Source organism: Castellaniella sp. (genome assembly GCF_041675725.1).
In the GTDB taxonomy this organism is placed as follows: Bacteria; Pseudomonadota; Gammaproteobacteria; order Burkholderiales; family Burkholderiaceae_B; genus Castellaniella.
Window position 1 is genome coordinate 1 of record NZ_JBAYTI010000030.1, and the last position, 15,144, is coordinate 15,144.

General features: G+C 66.7%; 15 protein-coding genes. 6 read left to right on the top strand and 9 right to left on the bottom strand.

Going from position 1 to position 15,144, the window contains the following annotated elements:
* Together WCZ84_RS07800 and mutY are read left to right on the top strand one after the other, a co-directional pair.
* Window positions 1-435: cell division protein FtsX (locus WCZ84_RS07800; protein WP_372685703.1), on the top strand; the 435-nt coding region annotated here is incomplete at its 5' end.
* Window positions 435-1,526, top strand: coding sequence for an A/G-specific adenine glycosylase (mutY, locus tag WCZ84_RS07805; RefSeq protein ID WP_372685704.1), 1,092 nt, complete (start codon window positions 435-437; stop codon window positions 1,524-1,526). The genes WCZ84_RS07800 and mutY, both read left to right, overlap by 1 nt.
* 70 nt (window positions 1,527-1,596) lie before the next feature.
* Here mutY and rodA read toward each other — a convergent pair whose 3' ends face one another.
* The 5 genes from rodA to WCZ84_RS07830 are packed head-to-tail and all read right to left on the bottom strand — an operon-like array spanning window position 1,597 to window position 7,255.
* Window positions 1,597-2,736 carry a rod shape-determining protein RodA gene (gene rodA / locus WCZ84_RS07810; RefSeq protein WP_372685705.1) on the bottom strand — a complete coding sequence of 380 codons (1,140 nt, stop codon included), beginning with the start codon at window positions 2,734-2,736 and terminating at the stop codon, window positions 1,597-1,599.
* Complete coding sequence (mrdA, locus tag WCZ84_RS07815; RefSeq protein ID WP_372685706.1) at window positions 2,733-4,748, bottom strand: penicillin-binding protein 2; 2,016 nt, start codon at window positions 4,746-4,748, stop codon at window positions 2,733-2,735. The genes rodA and mrdA overlap by 4 nt, the downstream gene beginning before the upstream one ends.
* A gap of 7 nt (window positions 4,749-4,755) precedes the next feature.
* Window positions 4,756-5,322, bottom strand: coding sequence for a rod shape-determining protein MreD (mreD, locus tag WCZ84_RS07820; protein ID WP_372685707.1), 567 nt, complete (start codon window positions 5,320-5,322; stop codon window positions 4,756-4,758).
* Entirely contained in the window at window positions 5,309-6,187 is an 879-nt protein-coding gene (gene mreC, locus WCZ84_RS07825) for a rod shape-determining protein MreC (RefSeq protein WP_372685708.1), read from the bottom strand. Before mreC ends, mreD begins: the two co-directional genes overlap by 14 nt.
* Before the next feature lie 24 nt (window positions 6,188-6,211).
* Window positions 6,212-7,255, bottom strand: a complete 1,044-nt coding sequence (locus WCZ84_RS07830; RefSeq protein ID WP_372685709.1) for a rod shape-determining protein — start codon at window positions 7,253-7,255, stop codon at window positions 6,212-6,214.
* A gap of 74 nt (window positions 7,256-7,329) precedes the next feature.
* Between WCZ84_RS07830 and gatC the strand changes: the two genes are divergently transcribed.
* The 3 genes from gatC to gatB are packed head-to-tail and all read left to right on the top strand — an operon-like array spanning window position 7,330 to window position 10,623.
* A complete protein-coding gene (gatC, locus tag WCZ84_RS07835; RefSeq protein WP_372685710.1) occupies window positions 7,330-7,638 on the top strand; it encodes an Asp-tRNA(Asn)/Glu-tRNA(Gln) amidotransferase subunit GatC in 309 nt (102 codons plus the stop codon).
* A gap of 4 nt (window positions 7,639-7,642) precedes the next feature.
* Entirely contained in the window at window positions 7,643-9,169 is a 1,527-nt protein-coding gene (gene gatA, locus WCZ84_RS07840) for an Asp-tRNA(Asn)/Glu-tRNA(Gln) amidotransferase subunit GatA (RefSeq protein WP_372685711.1), read from the top strand.
* Window positions 9,166-10,623 (top strand): Asp-tRNA(Asn)/Glu-tRNA(Gln) amidotransferase subunit GatB, encoded by a 1,458-nt coding sequence (gene gatB, locus WCZ84_RS07845; protein WP_372685712.1) that lies wholly within the window; start codon window positions 9,166-9,168, stop codon window positions 10,621-10,623. Before gatA ends, gatB begins: the two co-directional genes overlap by 4 nt.
* Before the next feature lie 53 nt (window positions 10,624-10,676).
* Here the strand turns inward: gatB and pyrE are convergent, their stop codons facing one another.
* On the bottom strand, window positions 10,677-11,345 hold the full coding sequence (gene pyrE, locus WCZ84_RS07850; RefSeq protein WP_372685713.1) for an orotate phosphoribosyltransferase: 669 nt from the start codon (window positions 11,343-11,345) through the stop codon (window positions 10,677-10,679).
* 73 nt (window positions 11,346-11,418) lie between these two features.
* On the opposite strand from pyrE, the gene WCZ84_RS07855 reads away from it, so the two are divergent.
* Entirely contained in the window at window positions 11,419-12,216 is a 798-nt protein-coding gene (locus WCZ84_RS07855; protein WP_372685714.1) for an exodeoxyribonuclease III, read from the top strand.
* A gap of 3 nt (window positions 12,217-12,219) precedes the next feature.
* Here the strand turns inward: WCZ84_RS07855 and WCZ84_RS07860 are convergent, their stop codons facing one another.
* From WCZ84_RS07860 to metW, 3 genes are read right to left on the bottom strand one after another with little or no spacing between them, the layout of a single operon-like run.
* On the bottom strand, window positions 12,220-13,218 hold the full coding sequence (locus WCZ84_RS07860) for a bile acid:sodium symporter family protein (protein WP_372685715.1): 999 nt from the start codon (window positions 13,216-13,218) through the stop codon (window positions 12,220-12,222).
* 4 nt (window positions 13,219-13,222) lie between these two features.
* The gene (locus WCZ84_RS07865) at window positions 13,223-14,464 is read right to left on the bottom strand and encodes a muropeptide transporter (protein WP_372685716.1); all 1,242 of its coding nucleotides are present in this window, start codon (window positions 14,462-14,464) and stop codon (window positions 13,223-13,225) included.
* Between the two features lie 13 nt (window positions 14,465-14,477).
* Window positions 14,478-15,125 (bottom strand): methionine biosynthesis protein MetW, encoded by a 648-nt coding sequence (gene metW / locus WCZ84_RS07870; RefSeq protein ID WP_372685732.1) that lies wholly within the window; start codon window positions 15,123-15,125, stop codon window positions 14,478-14,480.
* Between the last annotated feature and the right edge of the window lie 19 nt (window positions 15,126-15,144).

Below are 15,144 nucleotides of genomic sequence, written 5' to 3' on the forward strand. Positions count from 1 at the left end.
CAGCTGGACAGCGACTGGGTGCGCCGGCTCGAATCCTTGCTGGCCTTGCTGCGCACGGGCCTGACCCTGCTGTCCGGCGCCGTGCTCGTCGTCGTCCTGGCCACGGTCTTCAACACGGTACGGCTGCAGGCACTCACGCAGCGCGAGGAAATTGCCGCCGCCCGCCTGGTGGGTGCGACCGAACCCTTCGTGCGCCGCCCATTTCTGTACGTCGGCGCCCTGACTGGGCTCGCCGCCGGCCTGCTGGCCTGGCTGCTGGCCGGCCTCGCCCTGATACCGCTCAACCGCATGCTCGAACGCTTCACGCACACCTACGGCCTCGAATGGGCGCTGCACCTGCCGGCGCTGCCGGACCTGCTGGCGGCCGGTGCCCTGATCGTGCTGCTGGGGGCCGTGGCTGCGCGCCTGTCGGTCACCCCGCACACCCGCTTCTGATGACCAGGCCGGGGCCTTCCTCTGCGCCGTCCCTGAATCCAGCCGGCCTGGCCGAGCGCATCAGCCGCTGGCAATCGAACCACGGGCGCCACCACCTGCCCTGGCAGGACACCCGGGACCCCTACCGCATCTGGCTCTCGGAAATCATGCTGCAACAGACCCAGGCCGCCACGGTCGTGCCCTGGTATGAGCGCTTTCTGCAGCGTTTCCCCGACCTCGCCGCGCTGGCGCAGGCATCGCTCGACGAGGTTCTGGCGCTTTGGGCCGGGCTGGGGTATTACGCTCGCGCCCGTCACCTGCACGCCTGCGCCCATATCGTGCACACGCAGTACGGTGGGCGGTTTCCGCGCACGGCCCACGAGCTGGCCAGCCTGCCCGGCATCGGTCCATCCACGGCCGCGGCGATCGCGGCGTTTGCCTTCGGCGAGCGGGCGCCGATCCTGGACGGCAACGTGCGCCGGGTCTTCATGCGCCTGCAGGCGCTGGATGCCGACCCGGGCGCGGCCAGCACCCTGCGCGAGCTCTGGGCCCTGGCCCACCGCATCCTGGATGCCGCCCCCGCCTCGCTGGACATGACAGCCTATACCCAGGGTCTGATGGACCTCGGCGCCACGGTCTGCACCCGCAGCCGCCCCGACTGCGCCCGCTGTCCACTGGCCGATGACTGCCTGGCCCGGCGCCAGGGCCTGCAGGATGTGCTGCCGCGTGCGCACAGGCGCCGCGCGCGCCCGCTGCGCCACCGCACCTTGCTGATCCTGCAGCATGGCGACCACGTGCTGCTCATTCGCCGCCCCGCGCAGGGCATCTGGGGCGGGCTCTGGAGCCTGCCCGAATTCGCCGACGCCGCCGAGCTGGAAGCGTACTGCCGGCACCAGGTGCAGGCCGCCCAGCCGCCGCGCGCGCTCGCCGCATTCGAACACGATTTCACGCATTTTCGGCTGCAGATGCATCCCTGGCACCTGGCCATGGCCGGCCGACGGCCCGCGGCTGCGCCGGGTCAGGCCTGGGTCACCCTGGGCGCGTTGACACGCCACGGCCTGCCAGCACCCGTATCGCGCCTGCTCACCGGCTGGCTCACGCAGCAGACCTGAGCCGCCGGCCGGGCCAGAGGCGACCCACGGCACGGTGGCATGCGCCGACCGAAGGCAGGCGGGCGCCGGCTCAGTCCGGTTCGGCCTGTTGGGCCCCAATGCCCATCAGCAGGCCGAACACCACCCCCAGGGTCATGAGCGCCGTGCCGCCATAGCTCATGAACGGCAAGGGCACGCCCACCACGGGCAGAATGCCGGACACCATGCCGATGTTCACGAACACGTAGACGAAGAACATCATGGACATGGCACCACCGAGCAAGCGTCCGAACTGGGTGGGCGCGCGCACTGCGATGGTCAGGCCCCGCAGGACCACCAGGCTGTACAGGATCAACAGGGCCACGGCCCCGTACAGGCCGAATTCCTCGGCGAACACGGCGAAGATGAAGTCCGTCGTGCGTTCAGGGATGAAATCCAGGTGCGACTGGGTCCCCTGCATATACCCCTTGCCATACAGACCGCCCGAGCCCACGGCGATCATCGATTGAATCGTATGAAACCCCTTGCCCAGGGGATCGGTGCCCGGGTTGAGCAGTACGCAGACGCGGTATTTCTGGTAGTCGTGCAGGAGGACCCAGTCGACGTCGGGCTGGCAGATCCGGTCTTCCAGGGATACCAGCACCCCGATCGCCACCACGATGACCAGCACGACCGGCGCCAGCAGCCGAAATGAAAAGCCCGCAAAATAAATCACGCAAAAGCCCGACGCCAGCACCAGCAGGGCGGTGCCCAGATCGGGCTGGTCGATGATGAAGGCAGCCGGCACGAGCAACAGGATGCCGGCCACGAAAAAGTCGCGCACGCGGAAGGTGCCGCTGCCCTGGCGCTGCAGATACCAGGCCAGCATCAGCGGCACACCGATCTTCATCATTTCGGACGGCTGAATGCGCGTGACGCCCAGGTCGAGCCAGCGCGTCGCCCCCTTGCTGGTCACCCCGAAGAAGAATACCGCCACCAGCAGGGCCAACCCCACCGCGTAAATGGCGGGCGCCCAACGCTTGACCCACCCGGGTGGCAACAGGGCCACCGCCCACATCGCCACGAACGCAAGCAGGAAATTGCGCATCTGATCCGCAAAGCGCCAGTCTGTACCGCCCACGGCGGAGTGCATGGTGGCCATGCCCACCAGCGCCAGTACGACCAGCAGCAACAGCAGGGGCCAGTCGAGCACCGAGAACAGGCGCTGCAGGGCCCGGATGATCAGGCTCATAGCAGCCTCCGGGAATCGGCGTGCGGCGACAGAGCCGCCTGCGGCCCGGGCAACGTGGGCCCCGGGGCCGCAGGAGCCGCAGGAGCCGTCGGATGGCCCGGTGCGCGGGCCTGGATCGGCCCGGCGGTGGGCTCGCCCTGGTGCCGCAGGCGCCGCTGCTCGACCCGCTGGGGATCCAGCCACCAATCGAAGACCGAGCGGGCGATGGGCGCCGCGACCGAGGCCCCCCAGCCCCCATTTTCGACGATCAGGGCGACGGCGATCTGCGGGTCTTCCACGGGCGCGTAGGCCATGAACAAGGCATGATCGCGCAGACGCTCATCCACGATCTGCGCCTTGTAGCGCGCACCGCGCAGGCTGAACACCTGGGCAGTGCCCGTCTTGCCCGCCGCCTGGTAGGGCGCGCCTTCGAAGGCGCGCTGGGCGGTCCCCTTGCGCACCACGTCCACCATGGCGTCGCGCACGACCTGCAGGTTCTCCGGATTCAGGTCGATCTTGTATTGCGGCCCGACCACCGGGTAGGTCGAGTCGTTGGTTTCCGGATCGATCACACGGCGCACCAGGTGAGGTTTCATGTACACGCCGTTGTTGGCCAGCACCGCCGTGGCCTGGGCGAGCTGCAGGAGCGTAAAGGCGTTGGCACCCTGGCCGACCGCCACCGACACCGTCTCGCCCTGGTACCAGTGCTGCTGCTCGGCCGTCTTGTAGGCCCTGCGCTTCCAGTCGCGCGAGGGCAGCACCCCCTTGCGTTCGCCATCGAGGTCCAGGCCTGTGATCTGGCCGAAGCCGAACTGCTTGTTGAAATCATGCAGGGCGTCCACGTCCATGAGCGCCCCCAGTGAAAAGAAATAGGTATCCGACGACACCACGATGGCGCGGTGCATGTCGGTGGGCCCGTAGGCCGCTCCGCCCGCATTGCGAAACCGCTGGCCAGCCAGCTCGAAGTAACCGGGATCGGACACCTTTTCGCGTGCCCCGCGCACACCCATCTCGAGCGCCGCCAGACCGACGAAAGGCTTGTACGTGGAGCCGATCGGATACGTGCCATACAGCGGCCGGTTGATGAGCGGATGATCGGGCGATTCATTGAGCTTGCGCCAGTTTTCGACGTCGATGCCGTCGACGAACAGATTCGGATCGAACGAGGGCGACGATACGAAGGCAAGAATCTCGCCGGTCTGCGGCTCGATGGCCACCAGAGCCCCCCGGCGCCCTTCGAACTGGGCTTCGGCCATTTTTTGCAGGCCGACGTCCAGCGACAGTTCGAGGTTGGCGCCCGGCACCGGATCGTTGCGGCTCAGTTCGCGGACCGGCCGGCCGCTGGCCGTGACCTCGAGCTCCTCGACCCCGGTCTGGCCATGCAGCGCATGCTCCCAGGTCTTTTCGATGCCTTTCTTGCCCATGACCGGCGTGCCGCGATAATTGCCCAACTGGCCGGATTCTTCGAGGGCCTGTTCATCGGCCTCGGAAATACGCCCTACGTAGCCGATGACGTGCGCGGCGGTTTCGTTCTGGGGATATTGCCGCACCCAGCGGGCCTGCAGCGTGACCCCGGGAAAGCGCCAGGCCTGTGCCGCAAACCAGGACGCTTCGAGCTCGTTCAGGTTGTTGCGCAGCATGACCGGTACATAGCGCCCGCTCTGCTCGTATTGGCGCAGGAATTTCTGCCGCGCCGGCTCGCTGAAATACACCAGCTCGCGCAGATCATCGAGCAATGGCCCGATCGGGCCGTTGACCTGCGCGCGCGTGATCTGCAAGGTGTAGTCGCGCAGGTTGTCGGCCAGCACCGTGCCCTCGCGATCGAATACCAGCCCCCGACGGGGCGGGACGGGTACGATGGTGATGCGGTTCTGCTCGGCGCGCGCGGCCAGGTTGTCGTGGCGCTGCACCTGCAGATGCCACAGGCGCCCGACCAGCAGCAGCAGGCACAGCAGGGCGAAGACCCCCGCGACCCAGGCGCGCAGGACGACTGTCTGGCGTTGCTGAAGACCGATCTTGCGGAACTCGAACATGGGCGTCTCAGACCGAGCCCGTGTCGCCGGCTCCCGATGAGCGCACCGGCAGCGACATGAGGATGTCGAGCAGGGGCCACAAGGCGACCGTCATCAGCACGGACCACAGCCAGGCCCAGCCCGCCCAGGCCCCCTGCAGCCAGGCGCCCAGCAGGTGCGGAACCAGCGTAGCCAGGACCAGCACCGGCAGGATGTGCAGCATCTGCACGATCGCCGGGAAGCGCAGCAGGCGCCTGCGCAGCAGCTCGACCCCGTAGGCTGCCAGCACGTAGCCCACGGACTGCAGCCCGAGCAGCCCCGCATCGTGTACGTCCATGAGCAGGCCGAACACGAAGGCGGTGGTCAGGCCGACCCTGGAAGGTTCGTGCAGGCACCAGTAGACGAGGAACAACAGCAGCAGGTCGGGTACCGGCTGCCACAGGCGCCAGGGCAGCAGGGAGGCCATCCAGACCAGCAGCAGCGATCCCCATACCACCCAGCCGGGCATGCTGCGCCCGAACGCAGCATCATCCACGGGCTGCAAGCGAGCCAGCGATGAACTGTGGGCGAGGTGGGCGGGCTTATTCTGCGGCATGTTCCGGCGGCTGGGTTTTCAGGTGGCTGTCTTTCTCTATGCTCAAGACCAGGAAATGACGATAACGTTCCGGATGGGACAGCGGCTCGGCGATCGCGCGGCCAAACCCCGTGCCGGGGTCGCGCTCGACTTTCAGGATACGCCCGACCGACAGGCCGGCGGGAAACAGCCCGCCGATGCCGCTGGTGATGAGCATGTCGCCGGCTGCCACATCGGCATGATCTGCCAGATAGCGTACTTCGATCCGGCCGGCCTCGTCACTGCCGAAAGCAATCAGGCGCAGCCCATTGCGCAGCACCTGGACCGGGATGGAGATGCTGTCGTCGATCAATAGGGCCGCTTCGGACGTGAATGGCGTCACGCGCACGATCTGGCCGACCACGCCGCCTTCGTCGATGACCGGCATACCGGCCTCGATGCCGTCATCGGACCCCTTGTTGAAAATCAGCCGATGGCTGAAGACGTTGGGCGGGACGTAGAAGACTTCGACGGCGATGGATTGCCGCGCCGTGGCTTCGGACACCCCCAGCAGCCGGCGCAGCTGCTCGTTTTCGGCCACCAACTGGGCCGCGTGCGTGGACAGCTGGGCCATTTCGATGCGCTGCCGGCGCAGCGCATCTTGTTCGGCCCGGGCGACGCGCGCCGCCTGGGACCAGCTGTCGAAGAAATCCATGGCCTCGCGCGGCGCCATGACCGTGCGCTGGAACGGATAAATGGCCACGGAGACTGCATTGCGCAGCGGTGCCAGGACAGACCAGTGGGCATCGACGATGACCAGGGCCAGGCTCAGGGCGAGCAACAGCACCAGACGGACTTCTACACTGGGGCCCTGCCTGAACAGACGAAGATTTCCGGGCTGTGGCATGACGTGTACACGGCGGCCCGCGGATCAATCATAGATGAACACCCCCCCCAGGCGCTCGAGATGCTCGAGCGCTTCGCCGCAGCCGCGCACCACGCAGGTGAGTGGATCTTCGGCCACCACCACGGGCAGACCGGTTTCTTCCTGAAGCAGGCGGTCCAGGTCGTGCAGCAGGGCCCCGCCACCGGTCAGGGCGATGCCCTTGTCGGTGATGTCGGCCCCCAGTTCGGGTGGGGTTTGTTCGAGCGCCGTCTTGACGGCTGAAATGATTTGATTGAGCGGATCAGTGAGCGATTCGAGGATTTCGTTGGATGAAACGGTGAAGCTGCGCGGCACCCCTTCGGACAGGTTGCGCCCTTTGACTTCGATTTCGCGGATTTCAGACCCGGGGAAGGCCGAACCGATTTCTTTCTTGATGAGCTCGGCAGTGGGTTCGCCGATCAGCATGCCGTAGTTGCGCCGGATGTAGTTGATGATCGCCTCATCGAATTTGTCTCCGCCCACGCGGACGGACCCCTTGTAGACCACCCCCCCCAGGGAGATGATGGCGACCTCGGTGGTGCCCCCGCCGATGTCGACCACCATGGAGCCGCTGGCATCGGATACGGCCAGACCCGCCCCGATGGCCGCCGCCATGGGTTCTTCGATGAGATAGACCTGGCTTGCCCCGGCGCCGAGCGCCGACTCGCGGATGGCGCGGCGCTCGACTTGGGTGGACCCGCAAGGGACGCACACGATGATGCGCGGGCTGGGCGCCAGCATGCTGCGCGGATGCACCATGCGGATGAACTGCTTGAGCATCTGCTCGGTGACGGTGAAGTCTGCAATGACCCCGTCTTTCATGGGCCGGATGGCTTCGATGTTGCCGGGTACGCGCCCCAGCATCTGCTTGGCCTCGTGCCCCACGGCCTGGATGATTTTCTTGCCATTGGGCCCGCCATCGTGGCGGATCGCCACGACGGAGGGCTCGTCGAGCACGATCCCTTTGCTGCGAACATAGATGAGCGTGTTCGCCGTGCCGAGGTCGATGGCCATGTCACTCGAGAAGTAGCTGCGTAGGAATCCGAACATGAGAGCGCACGAGTGGAAATTGAATCTGCAATGATAACTTATAATCGCACTGACACTTCCGTAGATGAACGCTCATGGCACTGACTGAACAGGATATCGCGCGGCTGGCCCAACTCGCCAGTCTGCAAATGGATTCCGCCGACCTGGCCCAGGCCCGCTCCGACTTCGCCGCCATTCTCAGCCTGATCGAAACGCTGCAATCGGTCGACACCCAGGGCGTCGAGCCCATGGCGCACCCCCTCGAAGCCCGGCAGGCCATCACCTTGCGCCTGCAGGAAGACCGCGCCGATCCGCCGCACACCCAGGCCGAACTCGACGCGTGCCTGCGCAATGCCCCCGCCGCCCACGACGGTCTGTTTCTCGTTCCCACCGTCATTGAATGACACCATGACCCAGCCAACGGACTATCCCTCCATCGCCGCCCTGGGCAAGGCCCTGCGCGATCGGCGCGTCAGCGCGCTCGAACTGGCCACCGACGCGCTGCAGGCCGTGCACAACGGGCCGGATCCCCATCTGTTCCTGCACGTCGACGACGCCCTCACCCTGGCCCAGGCGCGCGCGGCAGATGCCTTGCTCGCGCAGGGCAAGGCGGGCCCGCTCGCCGGCATCCCCATCGCCCACAAAGACCTGTTCGTCACGCGCGGCTGGCGCACGACCGCAGCCAGCCGCATGCTCGCCGACTACGTCAGCCCATTCGACGCGACGGTGGTCGAACGTCTCGAACAGGCGGGTACCGTCTCGCTGGGCAAGCTGTCCTGCGATGAATTCGCCATGGGTTCGGGCAACGAAAACAGCGCCTTCGGCGCACTGCAAAATCCCCATGATCCCGACCGCGTGCCCGGCGGGTCCTCGGGCGGCTCCGCCGCCGCAGTGGCCGCCGGGCTCGTGCTGGGCACCACGGGCACCGACAGCGGCGGCTCGGTGCGCCAGCCCGCCGCCTACTGTGGCGTCAGCGGCATCAAGCCAACGTACGGCACGGTCTCGCGCTACGGCGTCATTGCCTATGCATCCAGCCTCGATCAGGCCGGTCCGCTGGCGCGCAGCGCCGCCGACCTGGTGCCGCTGCTCGATACGATGAGCGGCTTCGACATACAAGATTCCACCAGCCTCGAGACCTGCAACGGCGTGGCCAATGCGCCTGGGCGCATCACGGCCGCCTATGACCATTGCCGCGGGCTGTTCGGGTCGGGGGGCGGGCAGCCGCTGGCCGGCCTGCGCATCGGCGTGCCGCGCGAATTCTTCGGCGCCGGGCTGGCCACCGCGGTGGCCGATGCCATCGAGGCCGCCCTGCGGGTATTCGAATCCCTCGGCGCCCGGCGGGTCGACATCTCTCTGCCACTGACGCGCCTGGCGATTCCAGCCTACTACGTGATCGCACCGGCCGAAGCATCCAGCAACCTGGCTCGCTTCGATGGCGTACATTTTGGTTACCGTACGCCGCAGTATCAGGATCTGCCCGACATGATCCGCCGTTCGCGCAGCGAAGCCCTCGGCCCCGAGGTGCGCAAGCGCATCCTGGTGGGCACCTACGTGCTGTCGCACGGCTACTACGACGCCTATTACCTGCAGGCCCAGCGCGTGCGCCGCATGGTGGCCAACGATTACCGGCAGGCACTCGACCAGGCCTGCGACGTCATCATGGGCCCGGTCACGCCCAACGTTGCGCGCCGCCGGGGCGACCACGACCACGACCCGATCGCTGACTGGCTGGGCGACATCTACACGCTGGGCGCGAACCTGGCGGGCCTGCCCGCCCTGTCCATCCCCTGCGGCCTGGGCGGCCCGGCCAAACACCTGCCCATCGGCTTGCAGATCATCGGGCGCCACTTCGACGAAGGGCGCTTGCTGGCCCTGGCCGACTGCTTCCAGCAGCACACCGACTGGCATCAACACACCCCGAGGCACGTCGCATGAGTTGGGAAACCGTCATCGGGCTCGAAGTCCATGCCCAGCTATCCACCCAGTCCAAGATCTTCTCACGCAGCAGCACCCGCTTCGGCGCAGCGCCCAACACCCAGGCCAGCGCGGTGGACATGGCCCTGCCGGGCACCCTGCCCGTCATGAACCGCGGGGCGGTCGAGCGGGCCATCCGCTTCGGCCTCGCGGTGGGCGCCCAGGTGGCCGAGCGCTCGATCTTCGCCCGCAAGAATTATTTTTACCCCGACCTGCCCAAGAACTATCAAATCAGCCAGTTCGAACACCCCATCGTGATCGGCGGTCAGCTCAAATTCCTGCTCGATGACCACGAACACGTGGTGCACCTGACCCGCGCCCACCTCGAGGAAGACGCCGGCAAGTCGCTGCACGAGCATTTCACGGGTCCGCACGGCGAATCCTCCTCCGGCATCGACCTCAACCGCGCCGGCACGCCGCTGCTCGAAATCGTGTCCGAACCCGAAATGCGCTCGGCCGCGCAAGCGGTGGCCTATGCCCGCACCCTGCACGCCCTGGTGGTCTGGCTGGGCATCTGCGACGGCAATATGCAGGAAGGCTCGTTCCGGGTCGATGCCAACGTGTCGGTACGGCCCCACGGACAGGCCGCGTTCGGCACCCGCTGCGAGATCAAGAACCTGAACTCCTTTCGCTTCCTCGAACGCGCCATCCTGCATGAAGCCCGGCGCCAGATCGAACTCATCGAAGACGGCGGCCAGGTCGTCCAGGAAACCCGCCTGTACGATGCCGACCTGGATGAAACACGCAGCATGCGCAGCAAGGAAGACGCACAAGACTACCGTTATTTCCCCGATCCCGACCTGCCGCCGCTGGTGCTGTCCGCCGACTGGATCGAGGCCGTGCGCGCGGCCATGCCCGAGCTGCCTGCCGCCCGGCAGGCGCGGTTCCAGACCGAACTGGGCCTGGGCGCCTACGACGCCGCACAGCTGACGATGCACCGTGCACTGGCCGATTATTTCGAGGCCTGTGTCGCCGGCCTGCCGGCCGGGCAGGCCAAACTGGCCGCCAACTGGATCCTGGGCGAGCTCAGCGCGGCCCTCAACCGCGGCGATACCGACATCACCGCATCGCCCGTTTCGCCTACGGCGCTGGCCGGCCTCATCGTGCGCATCATCGATGGCACCATCTCGAACAAGCTCGCGCGCGAAGTCTTTACCGCCATGTGGGCCGGCGAATGCGGCGGCGCGGCCGACGACATCATCGCCGCCCGGGGCCTGAAGCAGATCACCGACAGCGGGGCCATCGAAGCGCTGGTCGACGAAGTGCTCGCAGCCCATCCGCAGATCATCGAAGAATACCGCGCCGGCAAGGACAAGGCCTTCAACTCGCTGGTCGGCCAGGTCATGAAGGCGGCCCGCGGCAAAGCCAACCCGCAGCAGGTGAACACCCTGCTGCGCCAAAAACTGGGCGGCTGACGACGCCACCTGCCGCCGCCGGCTGGCCGTGGCCCGCCCGCTACGGCGGGGCCTCAGGCCACGCCGTAGCGGGCCCGGTAGGCCGCCACCGCCTCGCGGTGACCCGCCCAGGCCGGCTCGTGCTCGAGCAAGGCCATGATGTCGTCCAGCGTCGCGATACTGACGACCGGGATGCCGTGCGCCCGCGTCACCTCGGCCACGGCCGAGCACGCATCGAGCCGGTCGTCGGCGCCCGCCTTTTCCATGCGGTCCAGCGCGATCAGCACCGCCACGGGCTGAGCGCCCGCCGCATGGATCAGGGCCACCGATTCGCGCACCGAGGTGCCGGCCGTGATGACATCGTCCACGATCACCACGCGCCCGCGCAGCGGCGCCCCCACCAGCACGCCCCCCTCTCCGTGATCCTTGGCCTCTTTGCGGTTGAAGGCGAAGGGAACCGCCCGCCCGCCCAGGTCGGGCGCGGACAGCGCGATCGCCGTCGTGGTCACCAGCGGGATGCCCTTGTAAGCCGGGCCGAACAGCATATCGAAACCCACGGCGGCGTCCACCAGGGCGCGGGCATAAAAACGCCCCAGCTGCCCCACGCTGTCCCCCCGATTGAACAGCCCCGCGTTGAAAAAATAGGGACTCAGGCGCCCGGATTTGGTCTGGAAGCGGCCAAAGCGCAGAACATCGTGGGCGAGGGCGAAACGGACAAACTCGCGGGCCGGCGAATCGGACATGGCGGACCTCGATGAAAGAAAACCGACATTATCGGATAATTCAAAGGGTCAGTCGCCAGAACCGGAGCCCAATGTGTTGCGTATCACCACCCTCAACGTCAACGGCATTCGTGCCGCCTTTCGCAAGGGCCTGGCCGATTGGCTCGACCGAGTCCAGCCGGATATCGTCTGCCTGCAGGAAATCAAGATCCAGGAGGCAGACCTGAAAGACGCCATGCGCCATCCGGGCGCCTACACCGGCCACTTCTTTCACGCAGAAAAAAAAGGCTACAGCGGCACCGGCCTCTATACCCGCCGGCCGCCAGAGCGCGTGGCTGCGGGCATGGACGCCCCCGAATTCGATGCCGAAGGCCGCATCCTGCGGGCCGACTGGCCCGGCCTGACCGTCATCAGCGCCTACCTGCCGTCGGGCACCAGCGGCGACATCCGCCAAGACGCCAAATACCGCTTCCTGGACCACTTCGAACGGTGGCTGGGCGACCTGATGGCCGAGCATGAACGCGATGGCCGCGAATTCGTGATCTGCGGCGACTGGAACATCGCCCACCGGGAAATCGACCTGAAGAACTGGCGCGGCAACCAAAAGAACAGCGGTTTCCTGCCCGAAGAACGCGCCTGGATGAGCAAGGTGTTCGAGACACTGGGCTGGGTGGATGTCTACCGCAGCCTGCATCCGGACACCACGGGCGAGGCCTACACCTGGTGGAGCAACCGCGGCCAGGCCTGGGCCAAGAACGTGGGCTGGCGCATCGACTACCAGGTGGCGACGCCGGGCCTGGCCGCCCAGGCCCGCCAGGCCGAAATCTACAAAGATGAGCGCTTCAGCGACCACGCCCCGCTGAGCATCGACTACGAACGCCCCTGGCCCTGAACGTCAGCCTGCAAACGCCCGCAGGCCCGGATCGGTGCGCTGATAATTCTGCGCCAACATGGCACAGACCATCAGCTGGACCTGATGGAAGATCATGAGCGGCAAGAGCGCGGGCCCAATGGCGGTGGCGCTGAACAGCACACCCGCCATGGGCACCCCGGTGGCCATGCTTTTCTTGGAGCCGCAGAAGACGATGGTGATTTCATCGGCCCGATTGAACCCGAGCTTGCGCGTGGACCAGGTGTTGAGCACCAGCACCCCCGCCAGCAGTACGCAGCAGACGACCAACAGCCACGACAGGGACGCGATGTCGACCGTCAGCCACAGCCCACCGATGACCGATTCGCTGAACGCCGTATAGACCACCAGCAGAATCGAGCTCTGATCGACACGACCGATCAGGCGGCGATGCCGGTCCATCCAGGCACCGATCAGCGGGCGCATCAAATGGCCGGCCACGAACGGCAACAGGATCTGCACGCTGATGCGGCCGATGGCTTGCAGCATCGAGCTGCCGCCGAGCGCGGCCGTGTCGGCATCCAGGAAGAAACGCAGCAGGATGGGGGTGAGTACGATGCCCACGATGCTCGAGGCCGAGGCCGCGCACACGGCGGCCGGCACGTTGCCCCGGGCAATGGATGTGAAGGCGATGGCCGACTGCACCGTACCCGGCAGCACGCACAGGTAGATGACCCCCACGGTCAGGGGCTCGCCCAGCAGGGGCAGCAGGACGGGCCGGAACATCCACCCCAGGAGGGGGAAAAACACGAACGTCCAGAGAAAGACCAGCCCGTGCAGGCGCCAGTGCGTAGCCCCCGCAATGATGGCCTGGCGCGAAAGCTTGGCCCCATGCAGGAAAAACAGCAGCGTGATCGCGGCTGCGGTGAGCCCTTCGAAAAATACCGCACCCTGGCCCTGGGCCGGCAACACGGTTGCGGCCACGACGACGGCGACGAGGGTCAGCGTGAACCGATCGAGGAGTAAACGCAGCTTCGATACCATGGGCTCAGACGGGTGCATCCAGTCGCTGGATCAGGTTGCGCATGAGCCACAGCAGCCAGAGGCCCGGCAGGGCGATCAGCACGGTGCCCAGAAAGAATTCCGGCCAACCCAGCCAGCCCACCAGCACCGGCGTGAGCGGGCCCGCCAGATAGGTGCGCCCCACGGCCGACAAGGCCGACAGCAAGGCGAACTGCGTGGCCGAAAACTGCGCCTGACACAGGCCCATCAGCAGGGCGACGAACGCCGCCGTACCCAGGCCGCCGCACAGGTTCTCCACGGCCACCACGCTGGCCATGGACAGCAGGTACGGGGGCGTGATGGCCAGGGCCCAGTAGCCCAGGTTGGACACGGCCTGCAGAATGCCGAACCACATCAGGGCGCGATACAAGCCCATGCGCGCCATGAACGCCCCCCCCGCCAATGCGCCGATAATGGTGGCCGCCAGGCCGAACACCTTGTTCACCATGCCGACTTCGGTGACGTCGAAACCCGCGCCACGCAGCAGGAACGTGGTCGACAAAGCACCCGCAAAGGCATCGCCCAGCTTGTAGAAAATGATCAGCAGCAGGATCGCCCAAGCGCCCGGCCGGCCGAAGAACTCGCGCAACGGCTCGACCACCGCTTCGCGCAGCCTGCGTGGCGCCGCCACCGCCTGCTCGGGTTCGGGCGCCCACAAAGTGGCCAGCGAAGCCAGCGCCATGAGCGCGCCCATGAGCATGTACATGGCGCCCCATCCGAGCCATTGGTCGGCGATGATCAGGGCAAGCCCGCCGGACACCACCATGGCCAGGCGATACCCCATCACCTTGAGCGCGGCCCCGGCCGCGCGCTCGTCGTGGCGCAGCACGTCGGTGCTGTAGGCATCGAAGGCAATGTCCTGCGTGGCCGAAAGAAAGGCCACCCAGACGGCCAACAAGGCAAGCACGTGCAGTTCGGCCGACGGTGAGAACAGCCCCATGGCCGCGATCGAGGCGGCCAACAGCCACTGGGTCAGGAAGACCCAGCTGCGCCGCCGCCCCAGCCATGGCGGGGCCCAGCGATCGATGAGCGGCGCCCAAAGAAATTTCAGCGTATAGGCGGTACCCACCAAGGTCAGGAAGCCGATGTTCTGCAGCGACACCTGCTCGACCGTGGCCCAGGCCTGCAGCGTGCCGGATGTCAGGGCCAGGGGCAGCCCGCTGGCAAACCCCAGCACGAGCAGCGGCAGCACCCGGTGACGGCCATAGATGGCCCAGTTGCCTTTCATGGAAAACGGCCAGTCACGTGGCGGGCCCCCCTGGGACGGGCGATTCGAAGTGGTAGACCGCCAGCGTGCTGCGCCAGCCCCGCAGATGGCGGATCTCGCGCGTGCCGCGAAAGGTGGCCAGGTCGATGATGCGCAAGCCCAGCTGCCGGGCCAGTGCCTCGAAATCACGCAAAGTGCACAAGTGAATATTGGGCGTGTCGTACCACTGATAGGGCATTTGCTCGCTCACCGGCATGCGGCCGCGCAAGATCGACCAGCCATGCGGCCAATAGCCGAAATTGGGGAAGGACACCACCCCGTGGCGTGCCACCCGGGCCATTTCGCGCAGGATGTGCTCGGTATGGTGCATCGATTGCAGGGTTTGCGACAACACCACCGTATCGAACTGCTGGTCGCCAAACAGCGCAAGCCCCTCTTCGAGGTTTTGCTGGATCACGCAGACCCCGCGACGGATGGCGCTGATCACGTGGTCATCGTCGATCTCGACCCCGGCGCCCTGGACGTGCCGGGTCTCCTGCAGATGCAGCAGCAGGCTGCCGTCGCCGCACCCCAGGTCCAGTACCCGGCTGCCGGGCCGGATCCACTGCGCAATGCGCTGCAGGTCGATGCGCAGCTGGCCGGGCGTTGGCCCTTCATATCGGGGCGGGCTCACAGGCGCCAGGGCGGGGGGACGAGCAGCC